Source organism: Flagellimonas beolgyonensis (assembly GCF_003992615.1).
Lineage (GTDB): Bacteria > Bacteroidota > Bacteroidia > Flavobacteriales > Flavobacteriaceae > Flagellimonas > Flagellimonas beolgyonensis.
The window spans coordinates 418,784-444,601 of the sequence record NZ_RZMY01000003.1; the positions used below are offsets into that span (position 1 = coordinate 418,784).

A 25,818-nucleotide genomic window follows, 5' to 3' on the forward strand; every position below is an offset into this window, starting at 1 on the left:
GAATTTTACCCAAAAAGAAATGTGCTATTTCAGCTGAAATTCGGTGGAAGCGAGCAATCTTTCGTCCTCAAAAACATTTAGGGTGTAAATTCCCTCGATCAATGACCCCTCCGGAACGGTAATGGCATCGCAAACGTCTATTTCCTTGCCTGTGTAAACGATTTCCATTTTTTTGCTGTAGGTGTTGCCGCTAACCGAAACTGTATTGGCGTTGTCCTCGATCACGGCCATGTTGGGGTCCAAAAACTGAAGGTACAACACTTTGATGTCGCCCTTGGTGTTCGGATCGCTCATGATAGTGACACAGCCCCTTAATTTTTCAATGGTGGAGGCCTTGTTGGTCTTGATCGGTCGGCCTGCACGGAGTCTGAACCCACTACCATCGGCATCCTGTAGTTTGAGATAGCTTTTGACCTTGAGTTCCCGTGCCAATTCACGATTGGTCTCTCGAAGCAGGGATTCCGTCCGTTCCATATTGCTGGTACGTCCGCGAAGCTCTTCCAACTGTTTGAGGGTCTCGTTGTACCGATTGGCCAATAGGTCGTTGTTGTAACGAAGGAAATTGTTCTTCAATTTTAAACTATCGTACCGAAGTTCCAGCTTACGAAGCTCCTTTCGGGTCTCTTTCAGTTTGGTAAGACTAAAATTCAAGCGTCCCACGGAATCCAAGAGCTGCTGGACCCTGAACCTGGAGGTCTGTAACTCTATCTCATTGACCTCGTTGAGTCCGGAAAGCCTGTCAACTTCCACTTTCATCAAGGTCAGATCTTTCACCAAAAGGGATTTTTCCTCCTCCAAAAACATCATTTGGTTCTTGGATTGGGCATAACTGTAATAGAAAGCAATCAAAATACCCACAATGACCGCAACAAGGGCGGCAAAGATAATCTTGTAGTTGAAATTATTATCTTGGGGGTTCATGGGTTGACAGACTGCTCTTAACGCGTATAAGATTTGATACCAAAAAGGTTGGCTAAGATAATAAACGAGATTAACAACATCCTATTGCCCAGGGTATGTTTTGGATGTAATGCCCAATTATATAGGGGAGAAAGCACCTTGTGTGCCGTTTGTCGACACGATGTGCCACTCACCGATCATAACTTTGTCCAAGAAAATGCCGTAGACCGCATTTTTTATGGTCGAATTCCTCTAAAAAAGGGGGCTTCATTTACTTTTTTCTCCAAAAATGGGCTAGTGAAAAATCTGCTTCACTGGTTGAAGTACAAAAATCAGGAGCAGATCGGGGAGTTTTTGGGAGCATGGTGTGGCGCCAATTTATCTGGCGATGAAAACCTGAAAACGGTGGATGTGGTGATTCCGGTTCCCTTACATCCCAAAAAACTGAAAAAACGAGGCTACAACCAAGTGGCCCTTTTTGCCCAAACCGTTGCCGAATCAATCGATGCCACATATCGGGACGATGTGTTGGTGAAAGTCGTGAACACCAAAACCCAGACCAAGAAAGATCGGCAGTTGCGATGGGAAAGTTCCAAGGAGGCTTTTCAGTTAAATCCGAGTTCCGATCATCACTTTAAACATGTTCTTTTGGTGGACGATGTGATTACCACAGGAGCCACCATTGAAGCGTGCACCCAAGTCTTGCAGCAGATACCCGGCATCGAGGTTTCTGTTTTGAGCATGGCCATGGTACCACAGGGTTAAATTTTTCCTAGGGTTTGTCCCATTTTTTAAATTAGTTGTTTCTTTGTTCCACATTGATTTTTGGCATGTCGTACATCAAAAAATTGTTGGGTCTCCTATTTTTTGCCTTTATGGCCCTTGCACTTTGGCAATGTGCCAGACGTGGATCGCCCACTGGAGGACCAAAAGATGTAACCCCGCCCCAATTGGTACGCGCCGAACCTGAAAATTTCACCACCAATTTCAAGGAAACCAAGATCAGATTGTATTTTGATGAACTGATCAAACTCCAGGACGTACAAAAACAACTGGTCGTTTCACCACCGTTCAAAAATGCGGCAGAAATTTCGCCCCAAGGTCTGCCCAGCAAATATATCGAACTGGTGATCAAAGACACCCTGCGGGAGAACACCACCTATACGATCAATTTTGGACAGAGTATCCAAGACAACAACGAGGGGAACCCCAACAGTTTTTTGACCTATGTATTCTCCACGGGGGATTACATTGATTCCTTGTCCGTTGCGGGAGCCGTTAAAGACGCCTACAATAAAAAGCCTGATGAATTTATCAGTGTGATGTTGTATGAGTTGGACAGTACCTATACCGATTCCACCATTTATAAAAATCCGCCACTATACATCACGAATACCGGTGACAGCTTGCCGTTTTTTGAGTTAAAAAACTTGAAAGCGGGCAAATACGCCCTTTTTGCCATCAATGATGTGAACAAGAACAACAAGTTTGATCAACGGCAGGACAAAATTGGATTTGTGACGGATACCATAACCATTCCCACCGATTCGGTGTATTTGTTGAACTTGTTTAAGGAAATTCCAGATTTTAAAGCCTCCGTGCCTTCCTTGGTGGCCAAAAACAGGATCATTTTTGGTTACCAGGGTGACCACAAGGAAATGCAAATTGCCCCCTTGACCGAATTGGCCGACACGGTGCGCACCACTATTTTTAAAGATCGGGAAAAGGATACCTTGCATTTTTGGTTCACCCCAACAAAGTTGGATTCCATCCTTTTCACAGTAACCAACGAACGCTTGGGCTCCATAGACACCTTTACCGTAAAGACCAGGGATTTGCCCATGGATACGCTTCAGGTAACCGCCAGTGCCCGGGGTAAATTCAATATTGAGGACACCTTCAGTATTTTGGCCAACACACCGATAGCGGAAATCGATACGAGTAAAATCGTATTAAAAGTGAGTGATTCCGTCCCGATGGCCTATTCACAGGTGCTTGATACGCTCAAAAACAAGATTGATTTTGATTTTGAAGCGCTGCCCAACCAAAAATATTCCTTTTCGCTGTTGCCCGGTGCCATCACGGATTTCTTTGGCATGAAAAACGACACGTTGGATTACAACCTATCCACAGGAAGCTTGGCAGATTATGGCAATCTTCGGATTACCTTGGGAGGTGAGGTTTCCTATCCGGTAATTATGCAGCTCACCAACGAAAAGGGCGAGGTAAAAAGGGAGTTGAAGGCTACGGAATCCCAAATTTTTGCTTTTATCAATTTGGAACCTGGCAAGTACATTGTACGGGTTATACAAGATGAAAATGGTAATGGGCAATGGGATACAGGAAGTTATTTGGAAGAAAGACAGCCTGAAAAAATAAGTTACCTCCCCAGTACAATTGAAATTCGACCGAATTGGGACCAAGAGGAAACCTTTATCCTAACAAACTAAATTCGTCCCGATCTTCCAAAAATCGTAGTTTATCCCTCATGGATTGAATATGCTCCTTACTCAATGTGGTATATACAATCTCTTCTTTTTCCGAATACCCCAACGCATTGCCCAAGCAATCATAAACAGCTGAATGTCCCGGATATTCGTACCCTGAATTATCTTCGCCAATGCGATTGACCCCAACGCAATAAGCCATATTTTCTATGGCACGTGCCTGCAGCAGGGTATCCCACGCATTTATTCTGGGTTTGGGCCAGTTTGCTACATAGATCAAGGCATCATACCCTTCCGCATTACGCGCCCAAACGGGAAAACGCAAGTCGTAACAAATTAGGGGACATATCTTGAACCCCTTGTATTCCACGATGACTTTTTCCCTGCCAGCAGTGTAGGCGGCATCCTCCCCAGCAAGTGTAAACGAGTGCTTTTTGTCATAGCTCTTGTGGGTTCCATCCGGATACACAAAAAACAACCGATTGAAAAAATGCTCGCTTTCTCGATAGACCATACTTCCGGTAATGGCTATTTTCCGTTTTTGTGCCCACTCCTTCATCCATAGTACGGTCCTATCCCCTTCTGCTGCATCCAGATTTTCTGGATGCATGGTAAACCCTGAGGTGAACATTTCCGGTAGCACCACAATATCCACAGTTTCGGGCATGGATGCCATCTTTTCCGCAAACATTTTCCGGTTTTCTTCAGGATCTTCCCAATGCAAATGGGACTGTATCAATGCTATGTTCAGGGTATCGGCCATATTAATGGTTTTCCAATAGTTTTATCAAATGCTGTAATCCTTGGTCTTTGGCATGGTCCAAGGCCGATTTGCCTTTGGCATCCTTTACAGAAACTTCAGCGCCATGATCCAAAAGCAACTTCACCATGTCTTCCCTATTAAAGGTCACTGCATAGATCAAACAGGTGGCGCCCATGGCATTTTTATGGTTTACCTTGGCACCAGCCTTGATCAACAAGTCTGCAATTTCCACGTAGCCCTTAAAACAGACGCCCATAAGAGCGGTGTTGCCCGAACCGTCCTTGGCATCTACTTGTGCGCCTTTTTCCAAAAGGAGCTTTGCCAAATCTTCATGGCCGTAATAGGTGGCCAACAGTAAGGGTGTGGACCCCCTTTGGTCCTTCACCTCCAACAATTTGGGATTATTGGCGATTTGTTCAGCCACAGCTGTTACATCACCATTTCTGATATGGTTAAAGAAGTTTTCTACGTTGTTCATTGTACGATGAAATTTATAAAAAAACTGCCACAACCGTTCAGGGTCATGGCAGTCTTTACCTTAATTTTCTTTTTCTTTTAAATCGAATTAAGCCAGATCAAAACGATCAAGGTTCATTACTTTGGTCCAAGCAGCCACGAAATCTTTCACAAATTTCGCTTTGCCATCTTCCGAAGCGTATACTTCGGCCAAGGCTCGCAAGATTGAATTGGAACCGAATACCAAATCTACACGGGTTCCTGACCATTTAAAATCGCCTGTCTTACGATCACGACCTTCATAAAGTGATTTTTCTTCGTTGGCAGCCTTCCACTCGGTAGACATGTCGAGCAAGTTCACAAAGAAATCGTTGCTCAACACCCCGATGTTATCCGTAAACACACCATGTCTCGAACCGTCAAAATTGGCGCCGAGAACACGCAGACCTCCAACAAGAGCCGTCATTTCGGGTGTGGTAAGGGTCAACAACTGGGCTTTATCCACCAACAAATGTTCAGCAGGAACTTTTACGCCCTCAACCACATAATTACGGAATCCGTCATAAGGCGTGTTCAAATAGTCCACAGATTCTATCTCCGTTTGGTCTTGACGGGCATCGTTTCGCCCTGGAGCAAATGGTACTTCTGTGGCAACACCAGCTTCTTTGGCGGCTTTTTCGACTGCGGCGCTACCTGCCAACACGATCATATCGGCCAAAGAGATTTTCTTACCTCCAGTGGCATTGCTGTTGAATTCATCCTTGATGCCCTCCAAAACCTTGATGGTTTTTTGGGTTCCTTTGTTCACTTCCCAGCTCTTCATTGGCTCCAAGTTGATGCGTGCACCGTTGGCACCACCTCGCTTATCCCCACCACGGAATGTAGCAGCTGAAGACCAAGCGGTGTATACCAAATCGGAAACGGAAAGACCGGAATCCAATACTTTTGCTTTCAATGCTTTTACATCAGCAGCATCAACCAAAGTATAATCCACTGCTGGAATAGGATCTTGCCATACCAATTCTTCCTTCGGCACTTCAGGCCCTAGGTAGCGGGAAAGTGGTCCCATATCACGGTGGGTCAACTTAAACCAAGCGCGGGCGTAGGCATCTGCAAAAGCCTCTGGGTCCTCGTAGAATTTACGTGAAATTTTTTCATAGGCAGGATCGAAACGCAACGACAAGTCGGTGGTCAACATGGTTGGTTTTCTGTTTGGTCCCCCAAATGGATCTGGGATAATAGCCTCCGCATTTGAAGCGACCCATTGGTGTGCACCTGCAGGGCTTTTGGTCAATTCCCACTCGTATTCGAACAAGAACTTAAAGAAATCGTTGCTCCACTTCACGGGGGTTGATGTCCAAATTACTTCCAAACCTGACGTGAAGGCATCGGGTCCTTTTCCTGTACCATTTTTATTTTCCCATCCAAAGCCTTGTGATGCCAAATCTGCTGCTTCTGGATTTGCATCCATCATTACTTTTTCGCCATCTCCATTACCGTGTGTTTTTCCGATGGTGTGTCCTCCAGCAATCAAAGCAACGGTTTCTTCATCATCCATGGCCATACGCGCAAACGTTTCGCGAATGTCATGTGCAGCAGCCACTGGGTCAGGGTTACCGTCCGGTCCTTCTGGGTTCACATAGATCAATCCCATTTGCACGGCGGCCAACGGGTTTTCCAAGTCACGTTCTTCCTTATTGTGCGAGTAGCGGCTGTTTGGCGTATCACTCGTAGCCAACCATTCGGTTTCGTTACCCCAGTATACATCTTGATCGGGCTCCCAAACGTCTTCACGCCCACCTGCAAAACCAAAGGTTTTAAATCCGGTCGATTCCAAGGCTACGTTTCCGGCCAAGATCATAAGGTCTGCCCAGGAGATTTTCTGACCATATTTTTGTTTGATGGGCCACAACAAACGACGGGCTTTGTCCAAGCTAACGTTGTCTGGCCAAGAGTTAAGGGGTGCAAAACGTTGCTGACCACGTCCACCGCCTCCACGGCCATCTTGCACGCGATACGTACCGGCACTGTGCCAGGCCATACGGATAAACAAGCCGGCATAGCTGCCAAAATCGGCGGGCCACCAGTCTTGTGAATCGGTCATCACATCCAATAAATCTTTTTTAAGTGCTTCGTAATCCAGCTTTTTGAACTCTTCTGCATAATTGAATTTCTCCCCTAGCGGATTGGATTTTTCTGAATGTTGGCTCAAAAGTTCCAACTTTAGTCGGTTGGGCCACCAATCTTCATTTTGTGTACCTCCTCCGGCAACTTCGCTTAAAAATGGGCATTGACTTGCATCTGCCCCGTTTGCCATTTCTTTACTCATGATCGTATGTTGTTTATAGATTTTTTCGCATCCTAAAAATACGAAAATGGCCCCTGTTATCATAAGTAATTCATATGAAAATACTATTCAATCATAACTATTGTCTATTGTGAAGAAAATCCAAATCGATAAATCAAATACCTTGGGTTTCCTTAACATTATTTGGCTATTCTTGGGCCCATTCCCGTTGTATCCTTTGCTAATTTTGTATGAAACGTGAAAACATTTATTATGAAGACAATCAGAACACTTGCATTTGTCGCCTTATTGGTTTTAGGTGGCAGTGCCATGGCACAGAATAAAAAGGACCAAAAAATAATGAACGATGCCGTTAAGGCAAAGCAAACCCTTTTGAAGGCCGATTCTGGGCTGGAACGCTTTTTTAATGAATCGGCCGGCTATGTGATCTTCCCCAATGTGGGCAAGGGCGGTTTTATTATCGGTGGTGCCTCTGGAAACGGAGTGGTCTATGAAAACGGAAATGCCATTGGCATGGCCGACCTTAAAAAACTGAACATTGGATTGCAGGCCGGTGGGCAGGCCATTATCGAGGTCATCTTTTTTGAGACCGATGTGGACCTGGAACGGTTTACGGAGGGCAAGTTCGAGTTTGCCGCGGAGACTTCTGCCGTGGCCTTAAAATCAGGCATTGCCTTTAACGCCAAATATAAGGACGGGGTGGCCGTGTTCGCCCTGCCCAAGGCGGGATTGATGGCCGACGCCTCGGTGGGTGGCCAAAAATTTGGTTTTAAGGCGTTTTAAGGCATATTGAAAGTATAAAAAGGGCCCACGGTTGAACGTGGGCCCTTTTTTATTTAATCAATTCCTATTGGTTGGAGTAAAGTCTTGTGGGGCGTTTTGGGGCAGTTTTATGGTGCCCGCATCGCCCGTATCGTTAAAAATGGTCCATTCTGAAAAAGTGAACACGGGATTCCCTTTCATAACATCCATGTTTCGAAAAGCCCTACCATCTTCGAACTCATGGTTGGTGTTGGAACCGTCTTCACCAATCACCCCAAAAACATCGATCACGGTGCCGAACGGGTCCACCAGTTCCAGATTATCGTCCCCATTGGAGTCGGCCGGACTGTTGGTGGAAACGGCCAAGTCAGGTGGAAAACCGTAGACCATTTCAAATTCTTGGGAGTTGGGTGAAATCACCAGCGTACTTTGCGCTCCGATGACCAAGCCGGACAGATCAATCGAAGAACTTACCTCCATATTGTCGTTGGTGTAGCGGTGGAGGGTCCATAAATTCAGATCCAAAGGTTTCGTGGAGGCATTATACAGTTCCACAAAGCGTGCCCCTGCATTGTTATCGGGGTCGGCCAGTTCCGAGATAAAAATTTCGTTTGATGTGAACTCGGTGATTATTTCCGGACAGCGTTCGTTGGTGAAGTCAATATCATCCAACGTTCGGATCATCAATTTGGGCGTTGTGCCCTCTTTGACTAAAATTCCTGTAATAGCGCCATTGCCTTCGGGAATCAGTTCTGCTTGAAAATCGGCATATCCACTATTAATCAGCATCACCTGGTTTTCTTCACAATCTTGCAGGGTACGTTCCGTTTCTTCCTCCGGCTCCGCAAAAGGTTGGCCCAATGCCTCATCCTGAAATTCAAGGTTTTCGATTCTTACCGAAGTATTTGCCGAAAGGGTATCCAAAGCGGAAATTGAGGTGATCAATGGGGTTGCTTCATCATTATCACAGGACAACAAAATATGTTCCATCACCTTTTGTGAAGGCAATCGGCCAATGGAAATATTCCCAAAGGATGAAAAAGCACAGCCCAATTCCAGATTTTCTTCCTTTTGCTTCACATAGAGGTCCTGCAATTTCACCTTCACTTTGCTTCCCTCCGGATAGAACAAATGGGAATTGCTCAACTCAATCTTTATCTGCAACCCCGCTTTTGGGTTTGAAGCAACATCTTGCAGATACAGCACATTGTAAAAATTGCCTGCCTCGTCTGAAGAAATCACATATCCTTCCAGGATTAAGTCTTCTTTAATTTGAAGGGTTTCTTCCCCTGCCAAAGAATCGAGTTCGGCGAAGGTGATGTTGGTTTGTACATCATCATTGCAAGCTGTTTCAGGAGTTCCAAATTCGTTGTTATCCACACAGGAAACCACAAATAGGAAAAAGGCCAATCCAAAGGTGGTGTATAGTAAATTTTTCATGTTCAATAGAGTTAAAAGCTTATCGCCAGATTCAAAAAATAGGTTCGTCCATAGCCGTACCAATACTTGGGTCCGAATGAGGGTGTGCCACTCAGGTTGTCCTTTTGCCATTGACCATAGTTGCCATTTCGACTCTGTTCATAGCCCCCCGATCTATATATCAAATCAAAAAGATTGCTGGCACTGGCGAAAACACTGATGTACTTTTTGCCCCACAACCACGATTTTCCGCCCACCAAATTGAGCAAATAGATATCCTCCAATTTTCGTTGACGTAATGCATTGGTAACATTTTCCGCCGTGGCATCCGGAAAACGAACACCTGTTTCCGGGTCCAGCAAAAAACTGTTGGTTCGTGCGATGGTGGAAACATTGATGTAATTATGGGTAAGGTAATTGGCCGTGGCACCTATCCACCAATACTTGGGCGATCGATAATTAACTCCGAAAGCCAATGCTGTTTGGGGACCTTGGGCTAATCTCAGTCCTTTCAAGCCTGCAATTCCCAAATCTTGAACTCCATCAATACTGATCACATCCTCCCCGGAAGTGTCGAAATTGATTTCAACATTTGGATCACTGGCATAGGTATAATGACCCAGATTACCGGCAATGGTCAACTTTACACTGGAAGAGGCTTCATACTCAAATCCAAATTCAATGCCCTTGTGCAATCGATCTAAACCGGTAATGACCTCTTGCACAAAATCGGAACCCAATCCAGAATCTACATAAAAGAAATTGATGTCGGTGGTGTTCATAAAACGACTGTAAAATGCACTGATACGACCTGTGAGTGTTGGCAATCGCAAATGATAGCTCAAATCCACCGTGGTCAATAGTTCCTTTTGGATATCGGGGACCACCGCATTGTTTTCCCTTGGGTTGATAAAAATATTTTGAAGGGTTGGTGGGCGTTCCAACTTTGCCGCTTGGCCCGTGATCCAATGCCTGCCTGTAACGAAATAGGTTACTCCGCCCTTGTATCCAAGATTCGAAAATGTCACTTCCTCACTTGGCCCAAATGAATTTTCCAGATAACGTTCATTGGTGAAAAGTCCGTTCCGCTGTGTAGCAAAGTTTGAAAAGGCAACAGAAGCAAAGGCCGACCATTTTTTAAAGGTGGTTTGGAATTGACCAAACCCGCCGAACAGGGAAGATTCCAACCCGTAATTATAGCCAAATTTGTCTTGCTCTATTTTCTGTAAACTACCACCGGTATCGTTATGGGTATTGGAAAAAGTATCCAGATCGTTATGGAATTCAGCGCCCAATAAATCCGTCAATAAGGCATAATTTGCCGAATTCGTTGACCTATAATGTATTCCAACACCCATTTCCATTGGCGTACTTATTCTGTACTTGAATGTACTATTGGCTGTTATTGTCTTATCTTCGGTTACATCATCGGAGAGCAAATACGCTGCCGCACCTTCCGTATTTTGGTTGGCCGCATACATTTGATCCCAAGACAATTGTGGATTTTCCAAAAACGCTTCCTTGGCCAAGCTGGCATTGATGAAATCGGCCCCCAAAGGACTGTTAATGTGATAACTGGGCACATATTTGTAATAGGTGGGGTCAGGGTTTGGCGCATTGAAGTAGCCTAATCGACTTCGCTTGTTCACCCCAGTTTGATAGCCCAATCCGGTTTTCCATTCGATTTTTTCACTCTCGTGGATATAGTTCAACAGAAAAATGGGTTCCATGACCTTTCGTTCCCTTGCATTCCTAATTTTTCCTTCCTGTTCCCCCCAATACGGATTGTACCGGTTTCCCACTAATTCAAAAACCTCTTCTGTAAGGGCTGCGGAACGTCCGCGCCGATTGCTTGCCAAAATCGAGGTTATCGAAATGTTGTTTCGGCGATTGAACTGATATTCCACCGAACCAAACAAAGAATAGGCATCATACAGTGTTCCCTGCACATAGCCCTCACTGGCCCATCTTCGAGAGGCGGAGAAAGCATAGGCCAGCCCATTCGCTTTTGACCCCAAAGCATAGGTAGCCATCAGACGGCCCCGATAGGTGCGATTGGACAGGGAACTGGACAACCGGGTGCCGGGCCTCATTCCCGAAGGTCGAAGGTTGATGTTCGTATTGCCCAAAATTCCTCCGAAGGTATTCGGATTTACGGCAAGGGTATTGGTATATTCCTGGTTCCGAAGTACGTCATTTAATCCACCCCAATTGTTCCATTGCGGCCGGCCATCGAAGAACTTGTTCATGGGGATACCGTTGAGCAATACTTCGCCATTTCTGGAATCGTAGCCACGGACCTTAAAAAAGGCCTGGCCAAAATCGAAGGCTGCACGGTTCAAATACACATCGCGAGTGGATTGCAACAAACCGAAACCTCCGGTACCCGCCATTTCATCATCCAAAAGTTCCGTGTCGGTAAGGGTAATCAGGTTATCCGTTTGCTCCTGTTCAATATCCCTTTCAAGGTAAACGGCGCCCAAATCAATAGGTGAACCATCCAGATACAGTACAAACCTTTTGCTCAAAAAGTCGGGGGCTGATACTACCAGTATTTGTTCACCTTGCATGGTAGCATCAAATTGAAAATGACCCTTGTTATCAGTAAAAAATTGAAGTGAAGTGCCTTCAAAGGCAAGGCTAGTCTTACCGATTGGGGCATTTACACCCCGTTCATGGACACTGCCCGAAATTACCGTACCCTGTTGCCCATGCAAAATAGAACCCCAGAGCACAGCACATAACATAGCTGTTCTCATAGCTTTAAGTAGGTTATTTAAACAATGTTGGGGTTATATTTTTCTCCGGAAAGTGAGAAAAGTTAACAATCTTACTTATTTTGGACGCAAATTCAAAATAACATGCGATTATTAATATGCCTACTTGTATTAATATCGACCTCACTACATGGACAGCAGTCCAAAAATTACCTCATAAGAACCATTGCGTTCTATAACTGTGAAAATCTTTTCGATACAGAAAATGATTCCCTCACCTTTGATGATGACCGTACGCCTGAAGGTCGTTATCATTGGACCCAAGAACGATTGGAACAAAAGATTGCTAACTTGACCACGGTGTTGTCCCAAATTGGAGCAGACGTATCCAAAACATCCCCAGATGTTATTGGACTGTGCGAAGTGGAAAACAGACAGGTTGTGGAAGCATTGGTCCGCCATCCCAATTTAAGCAATAAGGGATATGATGTCATCCATTTTGATTCCCCAGATGAACGCGGTATTGATGTAGCACTATTGTATAAAAAGGGCTCGTATTTGCCAACTTCTTTCAAAAGTCATCGCCTACTGTTATTTGATGATCTTGGGCAGAGGAAATACACCCGTGATCAATTGGTGGTTGGCGGAATAATGGACAATGAGCCCATTTACTTTTTGGTGAACCATTGGCCTTCCAGAAGGGGAGGTCCGGCCAAAAGTGAGCCCCACAGAATTCGAGCTGCCTTATTGAACAAACGCATCATTGATTCGATACAAGATTTAAATCCCGATTCCAAAATCATCGCCATGGGCGACCTGAACGACGATCCCATTGACAAAAGCTTGAAAGTTATCCTTAAAACAAAGGATGATATTGCAAAATTGGATAGTTTGAGTCTGTACAATCCCATGGAAAAGCTGTTCAAAAAAGGAATCGGCTCTTTGGCTTATGGAGACAAATGGAATCTGTTCGATCAAATTTTTATGACCCCAAACCTGGTCGGTGAACATAGAAACACCTTAACCTTTTGGAAAGCAGGCTTGTTTGCACCTTCATTTCTTAAAACTGAAAAAGGGAGATTTAAGGGTTATCCCTTGCGCACATATTCGGGTGGCACCTACACCGCAGGGTATAGCGATCACTTTCCCGCGTTTATATACTTGATCAAGGAAGTGGAATGAGATTCCAGCTTTCTCAGGAATGCCATTTTACCCCAACCACTGGCGCCAGGGAATACGGCTCAATACCAACAAAAGGCCCAGACCGTAGAAAATGGAAATGGTCTTGAACTTTTTATCGTTCTCCATAAACTTTTTATGACGTGACCAACCGATGGTGATCAAGGCCACTGCAATGATGTTCACAAATGGGTGCTCCACGGCCAACAAGCGCGCAGGGGCATTTAATCCGCTCATGCCCAACGATTGGATGGCCTTAAGGCCATTGTCCGATATAAAGTAAAGAATCAACCCCACCAACAATTGAATGTGGGTCAATATCAACGCAAAAAGACTGATGCGAAGGTCCTTGTGCATGGTAAAGTCCTTTTTGCCCATCCAGCCCAGTAAGGCATTGACAACGGCGATGATCAAAACAGCCAAAACAATATAGGCCAAATAGGAGTGCAGGTTCTTAATAATTTCCATGTGTGGTATAGTTTGAGGTTTAAAAGTACGGAATTTTGAACATAAAAAAAGCCCTTCCGTTACTGGAAGGGCCTCCTTAATTTATCTAAACGGTTAGGATTAGAAATCGTAACGCAAGGTAACGTTCCAAGTTCTACCCCATCCAAAGTACCCTTGGTTGGATACATTAAGCCCGTTATAGGTTTCATCACCTGGCTCCACAAATCTCGCGGTGGTCAACCTAGAGATGTATATGGTGTTCAAGGCGTTGTTTACGTTACCCCTGATCTTCAATTGCTTGGTCTTGTCGGCACCCAAAGGCATTCTAAAGGTTACACCGGCATCCAAAATGTTGAAAGAAGGCAACTTCAAGTTTTCTTTGATGGCTCCAACATCAGAGTACAAATCGGCGTAGTATCTCCAATCAGAATCCACAGAAATCATTTTGTTGATTCGGTAAGCAAATCCAAGACCGCCAGAGGTTTGGGCTGCACCACCTACTTTTCCACCATCAAAATCCTCAGTTTCAAAACTGATCACATTTCTGTTTTCATCAGTAACTTGGGTAACGGCATCACCTTTGTATACCCAATCCCCGATGGAAGCAAAACCGTTGATGGACAAACCATCCACTGGACGCAATTTGAAATCAACTTCCACACCGGTGTGCAATTGCTCTGTACCGAAGTTGGACTCAAAGGTCACTACATCGTCCACAATGTCAGAACTGGTCACTACCCTATCCTTCCAAGAGGTACGGTACAAGTTCACGTTGGCAGAGAAGATTGCACTTGAGAAACCATAACCTGCTTCCAATCCGAAGATCTTTTCATTTTCGGTCAATGGGTTTACTTGGTTGGTAAAGTTCAAATAGATGTTATCGTGGTATGGCTGACGGTTGTAGTAACCCACGTTACCATAGAAGCTATGCTGCATGGTTGGGCTGTAGCTGAAACCACCTTTTGCATTGTAACCAAAGTTGTTCACTTTTTCAGAATCAGTTCCTGGCTCAATCCCTGCAGGAAGTGGCGTACCGGTTGCCTGTGATGACGTACCATCAATCAATGCTTGGTCGGCATATTGATAGAAGTCAAAACGTTGGTGGTATTGGTTGGAAATAGATCCTTGGAAGAACGTAGAGAAGGTATCTGTTGCATATTCCAACTGGGTGAACAAACCTCCGTAAGAGATGCGCTCGTCGTTGCTATAGGCAATTTTTTGATCTTCTGGGTACGAGTTGAAAGCAGCTTGCCATGCAGAAGGCCTAAAGCTTTCAGTAGCAGTAACTCTCTTATAGGTACCAAATGTACCGTAAGTCTCGTGGTTGTTGTTTTGATCTCTCAAACGAACGTTTTCTGACCAAGAATTCAATCCATGGAAATCGGAAACAACCCTAAAGTGTTTTCCGTAGTAGGTTCTCAAATCGAAACCGACGTTCCAAGTTAAGTTATCGCTCAATTCCTTCTCGAAGTTCGAGATCAAACCATACCAGTTGTGCAAGTTCATGGAAGCACGGGTAATGTATGCCGGCTCTGAACCAAAACTTACAGCATCACCATTGGTCACAGCAGCATTTTGGGCATAAATCGCATCATAGTCGATACGACCCTCAGCAGTACGGATACGGTTACCCAAGTTTCCGGTTCCACCACCGTTACCCCAAGAGGCATACAATACGGTGGAAAGGCTAGCTGTTTCACTGATGTTCCAGTCCCAGTTTAAGTTGGCCACTGGCTTGTGGTAAAAGTTTCTTCTTTCGGTCAAGTACTGACCTTTATAAGTACCCCAGTTGTTGTTGTACCTTCTGCCATACTCCAAGTAAGAAGAAATGGATTTGGTAAAGTTTTGATCGTGGAACTGTGGAGCACCAGTGATCAAGAAGTTAAATCCATGGGTGTCGTTAGGTCTATAACCGGCAGAAATAAAATAGGTCTGACCTTCACCGAAGTTACCTTCGTTGTAACCATCACCTTGCCAGTGAGACAACATAACACTCAAACCCCATCCTTTTTCAGAAATACCGGTGTTGTAACCAGCAGATGTTTTGATGTAGTTGTTGTTGGCCACTGTAGCGTAGGCGAAACCACCTTCGTTCATTTCGGTTGCCTTAGTCACAAAGTTTACAGTACCACCTACAGAAGAGATGGCCAATTTGGAAGAACCAAGACCCCTTTGGATCTGAACAGCGGAAGCGATATCGTTAAGACCAGACCAGTTGGACCAGTACATCAAACCATCTTCCATACCGTTGATCGGCTGACCGTTCAAAAGGAAAGCAGTGTTATCTTGATCAAAACCCCTAACCCTCATGTTGGTGTCCCCGAAACCTCCAGATTGTCCGGACACGTATACAGATGGGGTGTTCACCAAGGTCATGGTAACGTCTTGGGTACCAATTTTCTCTTGAATGATCTTTACAGGAACCGAAGAAACCGCGATTGGGGTCTTTCTGTCCTTGGCAAGGTCAATAATACCTGTACCAACAACAACAACCTCACCCAATTCCTCAGCATCGGGAAACAAAGAAATGGTTCCCAAGCTACCTGTAGTAGAAAAAGGAACGTTTTTGGTTACAAATCCGATGTAGGAAATAACCAATGTTCCGGAACTTTGGTTTACGTCCAAAGTAAAGTTTCCATCAAAGTCAGTTGATGTACCTGTGCTGGTGCCCTTAACCATGACACTAGCACCTGGTAGTGGACCGCCAAGCTCGCCGTCAACAATCGTACCAGTAAGAGTTCCTTGTGAAAATGCAAATGTCGTCATCAATAACGCGACAAAAGCCAAGTAGATTCTTTTCATTTAATTCAGTGTTTAAGTGTTTAATTAGCCCTGCAAATGTGCTGTATTTTTGACACACTGCCATTAAGCCAAAGTTAAAATCGGGCTAATATAGTTAACACTAAATTAACAAACAAAAGATGTTGATAAACAATTGTTTAGGGAACAATCCCTTTAATATCGAACTAGCAATTTACCCCTTAAAATATTGCAAAAGATGCATTGTGGAGCTATCGTGATTGCCAATTGTGGAATTTTCGATATCGTTCAAAATATTTTTCGCAAGCTGTTTACCCAATTCAACGCCCCATTGGTCGAAACTGAAGATGTTCCAAACCACCCCTTGCACAAAAATTTTATGCTCGTACAACGCAATCAATTTCCCTAAACTTTTTGGCGTCAGTTTATCTATTAATATGGTATTGGTAGGTTTGTTGCCCTCGAAGACTTTAAAAGGCAATAACGATTCGAGTTCGGCACCTGATAGGCCTTGTGCTTTCAATTCTTGTCGAACCTCTTCGGGGGTCTTACCGTTCATCAGGGCCTCGGTCTGCGCAAAGTAATTGGCCATCAATTTATGGTGATGGTCCGCATCGCCATGCAACGATTTTTTAAACCCGATAAAATCGGTTGGAATCAATTTGGTGCCCTGGTGGATCAACTGGAAAAAAGCGTGTTGGGAATTGGTACCGGGTTCTCCCCAAATAATGGTCCCTGTTTGGTAGGCAGTCCTTTGTCCATTCCGGTCCATGCTCTTTCCGTTACTTTCCATGATTCCTTGCTGTAGATAAGCTGGAAAACGGTGCAAGTATTGCGTGTAGGGAATAATGGCTTCGGTCTCGGCGCCATAAAAATTGTTGTACCACACACTGATCAAAGCCAGAATCACCGGAATGTTTTCCTGGAATGGGGTCTCCTTGAAGTGGCTATCCATTTCATGTGCACCGGACAATAGCTGATCAAAATTTTCAAACCCTACCGAAAGGGCTATGGATAGGCCCACCGCGCTCCAAAGTGAAAAGCGGCCCCCTACCCAATCCCACATGGGGAAAACATTTTCATCGGCTATCCCAAATTCCTTTATTTTTTCAAGATTGGTGGAAACGGCGACAAAGTGATCTTTGACATCCTTCTCGGAGGCGTATTTCAAGAACCATTTCTTAATAGTCAACGCATTGCTCAACGTTTCTTGGGTGGTAAAGGTCTTGGATACAATAACGAACAAAGTGGTCTCCGGGTCGAGCTCCTTTAAGGTTTCATGCACATGATCACCATCCACATTGCTCACAAAGTGGACCTTTAGGTGGTTCTTATAGAATTTTAGTGCCTCTGTGACCATTGCCGGACCTAGGTCCGAGCCTCCGATGCCTATGTTCACAACATCGGTGAATGCTTTACCAGTGTGTCCTTTTCGATTACCAGAAATCACAGCTTCCGAAAATGACTTGATTTTTTGTTTGACCTGGTATACTTCTTCCACCACATTTTCTCCGTCGACCAAAACCGTGTCCCCTTTTTTGGCGCGCAGGGCTGTGTGAAGTACTGCCCTTCCCTCGGTCTGGTTGATCAATTCGCCACCAAAATAACCTTCAATTGCTTTGGAAAGTCCGATCTCTTCTGCAAGTTCCAATAGCAATGCCATGGTTTCGCCATTGATTCGGTTTTTGGAATAGTCCACCAAAAAATCGTTCCATTTCAAGGAAAATCTACTGCCACGATCATTGTCGGAAGCAAAAAGATCTCTTAAATGTGTATTCTTGGTATTGTTAAAGTGTACTAAAAGGTTGTTCCAGGCTTTTGTAGCGGTTGGGTTGATGGTGGGTAGTGCCATTACTGGTTGTAAGTGATTAACGTTTCTTCGGGTTCTGGGGTAGGATCAATAAACTCAATACAGTCCAACTGATCTTTCAAGGGTTGGATGTGTGCCATGTAGTCGGTCTTTAGCGAGTCCACAATAGGCTCTGCAGATGGCAGCTCTTCCCGTAATGGGTCCACCTGCCTTCCGTTTTTCCAAAAGCGATAACAAACGTGGGGGCCACCGGTATTTCCTGTCATACCTACCCATCCAATCACGTCGCCTTGACGCACAAATTCGCCCCTTTTCACTTTTTGGGCCTTCATGTGCAGGTATTGGGTACTGTATATACTGTTGTGCTTGATCTTTACATATTTTCCATTGCCTCCTCGGCGGGTAGATTCTTCAACTGTTCCGTCGGCAGTGGCAATGATGGGTGTTCCAACGGGTGCGGCATAATCGGTTCCTTTGTGGGGACGCACCTTGTAGCCGTAATAAGCAATCCTTCGTTTTAGGTTGTACCTGGATGATAGGCGATAGCCAAATTTAATGGGCGCCCTTAAGAAGGTGCTTCGAAGATTATTGGCGTCTTGATCATAATAGTCCAAGATGTTCTTCAGGGAATCGGTCACATAGGGGAACGCATAAATGGTTCTTCCTTTATGCTCGAACAATGCAGCCTTAATAGGCCCGTAGCCGGCATAAATGGTGTCGTTGATATATCGCTCATCAAAAATAACCTTGAACTTGTCCCCTTTTTCCAATTTGAAGAAGTCGATGGACCAGGCGTACACTTCAGAAAGGGCAATGGTAACGCCATAATCGACGCCCAGATTGTCCATGGCCTCGGAAAGACTACTGTTTATGATTCCGCCCACTTCCTTTTCAATATGCTTTACCTTACGTTTGCTTTTATAGGCCACGGCAGAATCCCTTAAATCCACAACCGTATAGTTGATTTTATCGTCTTGGTAGATGAAGACCTCTGCCACTTCGGAAGTATCCTTGGATTTTAAGATGAGGTAGGGCTTGCCGACTTTTATTTTGCGTACATCGAATGTATCCCGGTAATTTTCCGATATGGTGGCAATTTTGGGGTAATCCACCTTATTTTTCAACATGAGCTCGCCAAAGCTATCACCCCGGCGGACCGTATCCCAAACCACATTGAACTCTTCCAAGTTAAATCCGTAATGCAATACGGGAGGTTGTTCAATAGGCTCAACCTCTACTATTTCGTCTACCGGTTCCTTAGTTTGTTTGCACGACACCAAAACCATCAGTGTCAATATTGCCCCAATAAATTTTCGCATTTTCCTATTCCTTGTATTCTTTACTTGCTGGGTTAAAAATGTGGTCCACCCATTGTTTTCCCCATGTATCCAACTCATAATCTGAGTACAAAGTTGGGAAAAATATTATTTTCTGGAAACTGGGCGGCAAATACTCTTTCCAATTGGTCCCTCCGGTGGCGTCCACTTCCTTGCCTTCCTTGCCCAAATAACGGTAGGCAGAACCCATGTGCATCAAGGGCCAATTTACGTTGGCGTTCAAATCGAGTTCCTTCAATGCTTGAATCAATTCCTCGTTGTTTTTTGAGGTTTCCGGCAATTGAAGATACTTGTGGTAAATGGTGCTATCCTTTACTTGGTTGGCAATACGCAACAAGCGTGGCGTGTATCGGATCTCAAATTGTTTTAAGGTCAGGGTCTTTTCCCCAGTGGCCAAATCTGTCGCGCCTCTTTTCCAATAGATGTTCTCGTAAAGCTCCTCAATACTTTCATCACTATGGTCATTCTTCCGAATTGATCTGTGCAACAGGTTTTCCAACGGTGTCGCATAAATTTCGATCATCCGGTATTGGGCCGATTGAAATCCACTTGCCGGCAACAAAGCCATTCGGTATCGAAGAAACTGTTCCCGCTCCATCCCCTTGATCATAATACCAAAAGAGGAAATCAGCGCTTTAAAATAGTTGTTGATCCTTCTCACCTTTTCGGTAAAGAAGACAACATCTTGGGATTTGTCCTCCACAATCTGTTTTTGCTCATGAAGGATAAGTTTAAAATAAAGCTCGGTGATCTGGTGGTACATGATGAAGATTTCTTCATCGGGAAAATGGGTGCGTGGTACCTGCAAACTAAGAAGGGTGTCCAAATGTATATAGTCCCAATAGGTCAGGAACCTTTGGTACAGGAGCCCATCCAAATAGGAGCTCAGGTCTTGGCCCGAGTTTTTGTACTTTTCCTCAAGTTTGTTGATCTGGGATTCAATTTTTGCATCATGCTTCATCAATGCCTAGCTACTCATTCATTATTATTTTGAACTGGTTTCTTAGCCCATTGTAACCATCGAGATCTGCTTTGAGCGACCCAACGGCCAAATCGGCCTTGATCCGGACGGGAATTTTGTTCAAATCATTGGAGACCCATAGGGTAAGACTTTCCTTTTCCTTGAATACCCGGCCCGATTGAACCAACGGCCTAAATTTAAGACATTCCACCTTTCCAAACTTGGTCCTTAAGATTTCTTTTCCCAAATATTTTAACTGGAATTTAAAGACCCCGTCGTCATCGAACAGCATATCGATGTCGATGGACTGACCTTCTTCAAATTGCGTGAGGTTGTAATTGCTCCTCATATAATAGGAGGCCGAAATAAGATCTTGGATTTGATCATGGATTTCAATGTCCATCTCGGTACCATTTTTAAAATCCTTAAGTACCGCCTTGTCCTTTTTGTAATCAAAATCGATTTGGATGTCCTTGGTATAGCCGCCTTCGTCAATTTTTCGGATGAACTTATAAGGTTTGCCATTGGTACGCCCAAAATAACTTTCATAAGTGTCATCGACCTTAAAAAAGATGCTCGCAAAACCGGTGGTCTTTCCATGCCCCACCACATGATACACGGGAACCCCATTGAGGTCATCGGATGTAAGGTGCATGGTCGCGTAACTGGCATTCAAAAACCCATAGTGAATCCGAAACTTGAGCCACTCCCCAGGCTTGAATGCCGGTGTGGACATTTGTGCCGACAAGGGCATCAATGCGAGGATGAAAAGTAGGGTCAGTATCTTTTTCATAAACAAATTGTTGCGTATAAATTTAGCAAAATCAATGCTGGGGCCTTTCAGTTTACATATACTTAAACAAAACTTGTTCCAAATTAGTATAAATAAAAAAAGCCCAGTCTTAAAACTGGGCTTTTCCTAAATAACCAACCAAACTTTAAATTATGAAAAACCAATACTTAAAGTTATAAGGGAACCACCCCTTATCTGCTCCAAATATACAGCAAGGTTTTGTAGGAAAATAAGTTTTTAACGGACTTTAACTTAAGAGCTTCCAAATTGATGGAAACCACATCAATTTTTGGCAAATTATTAAGAATTACAAGGATTTTGAAGCGGTTTTTTCATTAGAACCAGTAGCCTACACTGAAGAAAACATTGCTGCTGGTGATCTCTGGCGACCAGGAATAATAAATTTGGACAGGACCCAAAAACGATTCAAATCCGTAACCTATACCATAGCCGGAAAAAGTCGGTTCCTGAAACCAATCGCCAGTCCGGAAAAGATCATCGGCCACATTGGCAAAATTTGCAGTGAACAATATGTGGTTCTTTGGGGCAAACCGATAGTCCAATCTGCCGTATGCCTTGATGTAGCTGTTACCCGGCAAGCTCAAAAAATCGTAACCAATAAAGGGAGTGAAATTGTTCACAAATTCATTGCCAAACCCACCCAACACAAAATCGAAAGAAGTTACTGCCGAGGTGCCCAATTTTACCCCTCCCTCGGTCTCCACATTTAGACTGAGGTTATGGCGGAGCGGCACCACTGTTCCCAAACGGGCCTTTGCGACGGCAAATTCCTTAAAATTGTCATTGTAGTCCGAAGAAAGGAGATACAAATGGATATCACTATCGAACAACAGTCCTTTTGTAGGAAAGTATTTGTCGTCATACGTGTCCAAAGTGATCTTGGAAAAAGCACTGAAATAGTTGGAATTTTCAAACGTGGTCCTGCCATTGCCTTCACTAAAGCCAGCCTCCATGGATTGTTGCCCCAAGGTCCTGGTGCTATACCGCAACAGCTTGTGTTCGGCGCCCAAAGTGAAGGCAAACTCTTCTTGCAATACCGTTTGCAGATAGATTTGGTTGGTAAGATCGGTAACGTCAATGTTGATTCGTTGGATATTGGGGTCGTCGGGCACGTTGAAATTTCCCCGAATCAGGGAAAAATCGATTTCTGAATCGAAATCAGTCAACCTAGAATTGATCCCAAAACTCCAATAGTACCCTTTGTCCAAATAGTACTGCATGTTATACCGAATATTGTCCCCAAGAATAAAATCAAACGAGGCCACATCGTCCTTCATCAAAAAATTCTTTTTGGTCAAGTTGATCAATGCCGCACTTTTGTAGAGATCATCATAATGTGCGGACATTTTGAGGAACATCTTAGTGGGGTTCTCTTTCAATTTCAAGATCAGATCGGTTCCCAGACCATTCGAGACCAGATCATACCGTATGGCCTTAAAGTTGCCCGTGGCCGAAAGATTATTGATGCCTTGTTTCAATTCTTCAAAGGAAATTTTATCGGCCAGGTTAAAGCGAAGCTTCCCTTTTATGTATCCCCGAGTGTACCTATCGTTGCCTTCAATGATCATGCGGTTGATGGTCAGACTATCCATTAACTGGATTCGTTTGTGTGGTTTTGGGTGATGGTCCTGCGTTTGGGCAATTTTTATCAATTCGTCTTGGAAGGTCCTTGCCGCCGCTTCCCCACTTTTTATGATTTGGTTGCCCTTTTCAAAATCGATAACCGAAAATTCATCAATGTCCGGCCGGATGTAGATATCGGTTTGCCCCGATTTTCTTTTCATGTCGTTCACCGTGCGATAGTTGTTGATCTGAAGCAATATCTCGGTTGCAGAAGACAGGGATTCCCTTGTGGCCAGATCGTGTTGCACATCCACCCCAATAATAATGTCGGCCCCCATGGCCCTAACTTGGTCTATCGGATAATTGTTCACCACACCACCATCGATCAAAATGTCGCCATCGATTTCTGACGGTTCAAATAAAGAGGGAAAGGTGCCACTGGCCACTATGGCCTCTGGCAGGTACCCTTTGTCCAGCAAAACCTCTTCACCTGTTTCCACATTTGTGGCAATACACAAAAACGGAATGGGCAATTTCCTGAAATCCTGGATATCCTTTACATGAAACAGCAATTGCACCAACATGTTATAAATATTCTGACCCCCAGAAATGGCTGGTGGAAAGCTAACCTTGAAATTGGTGAAGGGCAAGGATAGGGCGTACCGTTCAGAATCCTCCTTCTCATAAAAGGTCTTTGCCCCACGGGGTACATTGTCTTGAATAAGATCCGTGAAATCCGTTTTCTTGAATATCGAATCTAGCTCGTGGGCGGAATAACCGGACGCGTACAAAGCACCTACAATGGCCCCCATACTGGTTCCGCCAATATAGTCCACTTTGATCCCCGCTTCTTCGATTACCTTCAAGGCTCCAATATGTGCCAATCCCTTCGCACCACCACCACTGAGCACCAAGCCCACTTTGGGCGGCACATCTGGTGCAGTATCCTGTCCATATGCCCAAACCCCACAAAAGGTGAATACTATGATGGCGATTATGTGTCTAATATACATGGTCAATGAAAGGATTTAAAAATTTTTTCCGCCTTGGACTTGCCTACGGTTTCGGCAAGCGTTTCAATGGATGCTTCTTTGATGCGTTTCACCGATTTGAAACTTTTCAAAAGTTGCTCCGCCGTTTTTTTGCCCACGCCTTCGATATTCTCCAGTTCTGAATTGATAGCTCCCTTGCTTCGCTTATTTCGATGGTGGGTTATGCCGAACCTGTGGGCCTCGTTTCTTAATTGTTGAATGATCTTTAAGGTCTCCGATCGTTTGTCCAAATACAATGGTACGGAATCCCCGGGAAAATAAATTTCTTCCAAACGCTTGGCAATACCGATGATGGCGATCTTGCCTCGAAGATCAAGTGCTTCCAAACTTTTTAATGCTGATGACAACTGGCCCTTTCCCCCATCAATTACAATAAGTTGAGGCAAGGGTTCGTCCTCGTTCAACAGTCGTTTGTACCTTCTGTACACCACTTCCTCCATACTGGCAAAATCGTCGGGGCCTTCCACTGTTTTGATGTTGAAATGCCGATAATCCTTTTTGGAGGGTTTGCCGTCCTTGAAGACCACACAGGCAGCCACCGGATTGCTCCCCTGAATGTTGGAATTGTCAAAACATTCGATATGCCTTGGCTCTTCAGAAAGCCGAAGGTCGGCCTTCATTTGGGCCATGATCCGTTTTACATGTCGATCCGGATCCACAATCTTGATCTGTTTCAGTTTGTCCTGTCTATAAAATCGGGCGTTGCGTTCAGAAAGTTCCAAAATTTGTCGCTTATCGCCCAATTTGGGCAAAGTGACCTTGATGGTTTCTTCGACCTCAACAGGAAAAGGCAAATAGATTTCCTTGGACTGGGACTGGAACCGTTGCCGAATTTCAATGATGGCCAATTGTAGCAATTCTTCATCGGACTCATCCAGCTTTTTCTTGATTTCCATGGTGTGCGACCGTACAATGGACCCATGGGAAAGTTGCAGGAAATTGATGTACGCATAGGTTTCATCCGAAATGATGGAAAACACATCCACATTGTTGATCTTGGGATTGACCACGGTGGATTTGGCTTGATAGTTTTCAAGGATGTCAATTTTATCTTTGATCCGTTGCGCCTTCTCGAATTCCATTTGTTCGGCCAACACTTTCATCTGCTTTTTGAAGGAGTGTAAGGAATCTTTGAAATTGCCTTTGATGATCTGGCGGATATCCTCGATCTGGCCATGGTAAGACGCCTCAGATTGAAACCCTTCGCACGGCCCCAGGCAATTGCCCAAATGGTATTCCAAACACACTTTGTATTTGCCGGCTTCGATCTTATCCTTGGAAAGATCGTAGTTGCAGGTCCGAAGCGGGTATAGGCTCTTTACCAAATCCAATAGTGTGCGAACGGTTTTCATACTGGTATAAGGGCCAAAATATTCGGATCCATCCTTAATGAGCTTTCGGGTAGGGAATACCCGTGGAAAGCGTTCGTTCTTGATACAAATCCAAGGGTACGATTTATCGTCCTTCAACAATACATTGTAACGTGGTTGCAGTTTTTTGATCAAGTTGTTCTCCAAGAGCAGCGCATCGGACTCGGTGGGCACAACAATATGCCTGATCTCACGAATTTTTTTGACCAGTACCCTGGTTTTTCCGTATTCCTGCTTTTTATTGAAGTAGGAGGATACCCTTTTTTTGAGGTTTTTGGCCTTTCCCACATAAAGGATCTTTCCCTCGGCATCATAAAATTGGTACACCCCAGGGTCGTTGGGCAACACATTTATTTGAACATTCAAGGAAATTGGATCGGGCATGGTAAGCGTCAAAAACTTGGATTCTGTCTTTCTAACAAAGTTAAGATATAAATATCGTGTTTCTTATTAAACTTGACCTGACCCCATTTTATATTGATGGAACGCTCGATTCATTTCATAAATTAAGGAAACTAATTTAGTAGCAGTGGATTAGAGGCAGATGAACTGAAACCACATCATGGAAAATCCACCTTAATAAATTTGGCCAATACCTGCAAAACCTCTGTTAAAGATTCCGTTCGATTTGTTAAACTACTGTAAAAAAGAGTGTAGTTCATCGATAAAATCTGCATTTCATGGTGTTATTTTAAATTGTTTTACTTACATTTAACGATATATAAATGCAATCCTATGGAAAACTATGTGATC

The 25,818-nt window shown here is 44.2% G+C and carries 18 protein-coding genes; 4 read left to right on the top strand and 14 right to left on the bottom strand.

The features are described 5' to 3' along the window. Positions 1–24 precede the first annotated feature (24 nt). Positions 25–921, bottom strand: coding sequence for a hypothetical protein (locus EO131_RS02780; protein WP_127018816.1), 897 nt, complete (start codon positions 919–921; stop codon positions 25–27). Positions 922–1,197: 276 nt separating this feature from the next. Here EO131_RS02780 and EO131_RS02785 point away from each other — a divergent pair, with 276 nt between their 5' ends. After that, the gene (locus EO131_RS02785) at positions 1,198–1,665 is read left to right on the top strand and encodes a ComF family protein (protein WP_241243780.1); all 468 of its coding nucleotides are present in this window, start codon (positions 1,198–1,200) and stop codon (positions 1,663–1,665) included. A 65-nt stretch (positions 1,666–1,730) separates the two neighbouring features. Then, positions 1,731–3,350 carry an Ig-like domain-containing protein gene (locus tag EO131_RS02790; protein ID WP_127018818.1) on the top strand — a complete coding sequence of 540 codons (1,620 nt, stop codon included), beginning with the start codon at positions 1,731–1,733 and terminating at the stop codon, positions 3,348–3,350. On the opposite strand, the gene EO131_RS02795 is transcribed toward EO131_RS02790, so the two are convergent. From EO131_RS02795 to katG, 3 genes are all read right to left on the bottom strand, one after another. After that, positions 3,334–4,110 (bottom strand): amidohydrolase, encoded by a 777-nt coding sequence (locus tag EO131_RS02795; RefSeq protein WP_127018819.1) that lies wholly within the window; start codon positions 4,108–4,110, stop codon positions 3,334–3,336. The genes EO131_RS02790 and EO131_RS02795 overlap by 17 nt on opposite strands. 1 nt (position 4,111) lies before the next feature. Then, positions 4,112–4,588: an ankyrin repeat domain-containing protein gene (locus EO131_RS02800; protein WP_127018820.1), complete on the bottom strand. Its 477-nt coding sequence runs from the start codon at positions 4,586–4,588 to the stop codon at positions 4,112–4,114. Positions 4,589–4,675: 87 nt separating this feature from the next. Next, the gene (gene katG / locus EO131_RS02805) at positions 4,676–6,895 is read right to left on the bottom strand and encodes a catalase/peroxidase HPI (RefSeq protein WP_417935580.1); all 2,220 of its coding nucleotides are present in this window, start codon (positions 6,893–6,895) and stop codon (positions 4,676–4,678) included. 231 nt (positions 6,896–7,126) lie between these two features. On the opposite strand from katG, the gene EO131_RS02810 reads away from it, so the two are divergent. Beyond that, positions 7,127–7,657, top strand: a complete 531-nt coding sequence (locus EO131_RS02810; protein ID WP_127018821.1) for a lipid-binding SYLF domain-containing protein — start codon at positions 7,127–7,129, stop codon at positions 7,655–7,657. Positions 7,658–7,714: 57 nt separating this feature from the next. Here EO131_RS02810 and EO131_RS02815 read toward each other — a convergent pair whose 3' ends face one another. Together EO131_RS02815 and EO131_RS02820 are read right to left on the bottom strand one after the other, a co-directional pair. Then, complete coding sequence (locus EO131_RS02815) at positions 7,715–9,076, bottom strand: DUF5689 domain-containing protein (protein WP_127018822.1); 1,362 nt, start codon at positions 9,074–9,076, stop codon at positions 7,715–7,717. An 11-nt stretch (positions 9,077–9,087) separates the two neighbouring features. Continuing rightward, positions 9,088–11,814, bottom strand: coding sequence for a TonB-dependent receptor (locus EO131_RS02820; protein ID WP_127018823.1), 2,727 nt, complete (start codon positions 11,812–11,814; stop codon positions 9,088–9,090). Positions 11,815–11,916: 102 nt separating this feature from the next. Between EO131_RS02820 and EO131_RS02825 the strand changes: the two genes are divergently transcribed. Continuing rightward, positions 11,917–12,954: an endonuclease/exonuclease/phosphatase family protein gene (locus EO131_RS02825; RefSeq protein ID WP_127018824.1), complete on the top strand. Its 1,038-nt coding sequence runs from the start codon at positions 11,917–11,919 to the stop codon at positions 12,952–12,954. A gap of 27 nt (positions 12,955–12,981) precedes the next feature. Here EO131_RS02825 and EO131_RS02830 read toward each other — a convergent pair whose 3' ends face one another. The 8 genes from EO131_RS02830 to uvrC form a co-directional block, all read right to left on the bottom strand. Next, positions 12,982–13,419, bottom strand: coding sequence for a hypothetical protein (locus EO131_RS02830; RefSeq protein WP_127018825.1), 438 nt, complete (start codon positions 13,417–13,419; stop codon positions 12,982–12,984). Between the two features lie 99 nt (positions 13,420–13,518). Beyond that, positions 13,519–16,200: a TonB-dependent receptor gene (locus EO131_RS02835; RefSeq protein WP_127018826.1), complete on the bottom strand. Its 2,682-nt coding sequence runs from the start codon at positions 16,198–16,200 to the stop codon at positions 13,519–13,521. A gap of 172 nt (positions 16,201–16,372) precedes the next feature. After that, complete coding sequence (gene pgi / locus EO131_RS02840) at positions 16,373–18,010, bottom strand: glucose-6-phosphate isomerase (RefSeq protein ID WP_127018827.1); 1,638 nt, start codon at positions 18,008–18,010, stop codon at positions 16,373–16,375. Beyond that, positions 18,010–19,287 (bottom strand): M23 family metallopeptidase, encoded by a 1,278-nt coding sequence (locus tag EO131_RS02845; protein WP_127018828.1) that lies wholly within the window; start codon positions 19,285–19,287, stop codon positions 18,010–18,012. Before EO131_RS02845 ends, pgi begins: the two co-directional genes overlap by 1 nt. Before the next feature lie 4 nt (positions 19,288–19,291). Beyond that, on the bottom strand, positions 19,292–20,266 hold the full coding sequence (locus EO131_RS02850; protein WP_127018829.1) for a tryptophan 2,3-dioxygenase family protein: 975 nt from the start codon (positions 20,264–20,266) through the stop codon (positions 19,292–19,294). A gap of 10 nt (positions 20,267–20,276) precedes the next feature. Next, positions 20,277–21,059 (bottom strand): DUF3108 domain-containing protein, encoded by a 783-nt coding sequence (locus EO131_RS02855; protein ID WP_127018830.1) that lies wholly within the window; start codon positions 21,057–21,059, stop codon positions 20,277–20,279. A gap of 335 nt (positions 21,060–21,394) precedes the next feature. Then, the gene (locus tag EO131_RS02860; RefSeq protein WP_127018831.1) at positions 21,395–23,656 is read right to left on the bottom strand and encodes a patatin-like phospholipase family protein; all 2,262 of its coding nucleotides are present in this window, start codon (positions 23,654–23,656) and stop codon (positions 21,395–21,397) included. A 2-nt stretch (positions 23,657–23,658) separates the two neighbouring features. Continuing rightward, complete coding sequence (gene uvrC, locus EO131_RS02865) at positions 23,659–25,449, bottom strand: excinuclease ABC subunit UvrC (protein ID WP_127018832.1); 1,791 nt, start codon at positions 25,447–25,449, stop codon at positions 23,659–23,661. Between the last annotated feature and the right edge of the window lie 369 nt (positions 25,450–25,818).